At 70.6% G+C, this 1,099-nt stretch carries 1 protein-coding gene; it reads left to right on the top strand.

The window, feature by feature from the left end:
- Nucleotides 1-1,099: acyltransferase domain-containing protein (locus IE249_RS35410; RefSeq protein WP_189711623.1), on the top strand; the 1,099-nt coding region annotated here is incomplete at both ends.

Here is a 1,099-nt window from a genome sequence, read left to right as displayed (position 1 = left end):
CGAGCACGATGTGGGTGTTGTCCGCGAAGTCGGAGGCCGCGTTGCGGGCTCAGGCGGAGCGGGTGCGGGCGCGGGTCATGTCCGGTGGTCAGGATCTGCGGCCGGTGGATGTCGCCTATTCGCTGGCGGCCTCGCGGGCTGCTCTGGAGGTCCGTGCGGCGGTCGTCGGTGATGGTGACGGTGGCGGCAGTGACCGGGAGGCGTTGCTGGCGGGGCTTGCCGCGCTGGCGGCGGGCGAGCGGGGAGCACGGGTGGTGCGGGGCGTGGCCGGTGAGGGCCGTACGGCCCTGCTGTTCACGGGCCAGGGCAGCCAGCGGCTGGGGATGGGCCGGGAGCTGTACGAGGCGTATCCCGTGTTCGCGGCGGCGCTGGACGAGGTGTTCGCCCGGTTCGAACTTCCCCTGCGCGCAGTCGTGTTCGGCGGCAGCGACGAGGACGTGTCTGGGCTGATCGACCAGACGGCGTACACGCAGCCCGCGTTGTTCGCGATCGAGGTGGCGCTGTTCCGGCTCCTCGAATCGTGGGGGGTTCGGCCGGACTTCGTGTCCGGTCACTCCATCGGTGAGGTGGCGGCCGCGCACTGTGCGGGTGTGCTGTCGCTGGAGGACGCGTGCACGCTGGTGGCGGCGCGTGGCCGGCTGATGCAGGAACTCCCGGCCGGTGGCGCGATGGTGGCCGTGCAGGCCGCCGAGGACGAGGTGACGCCGTATCTGACCGACGTGGTGAGTGTCGCGGCTGTCAACGGCCCGGCCTCGGTCGTGATCGCGGGTGACGAGAGCGCCGTACGGGAGATCGCCGAGGTCTTCGAGGAGCGGGGGCGGAAGACCAGGCGTCTGACGGTCAGCCACGCCTTCCACTCGCCGCACATGGACGGCATGCTCGCGGACTTCCGCAAGGTGGCCGAGGGGTTGTCCTACGAGGCTCCGCGTATTCCGGTCGTCTCCAACCTCACCGGCACGATCGCGTCGGCGGAGGAGATCACCAGCCCCGACTTCTGGGTGCGTCACGTCCGTGAGGCTGTCCGTTTCCACGACGGCATCCGCGCGCTGGAAGCCGAGAACGTCACGACCTTCCTCGAGCTCGGCCCGGACGGAGTCCT

The organism is Streptomyces anandii JCM 4720 (assembly GCF_014650655.1).
GTDB lineage: Bacteria > Actinomycetota > Actinomycetes > Streptomycetales > Streptomycetaceae > Streptomyces > Streptomyces anandii.
This window is presented reverse-complemented; position numbering and strand designations above follow the sequence as displayed.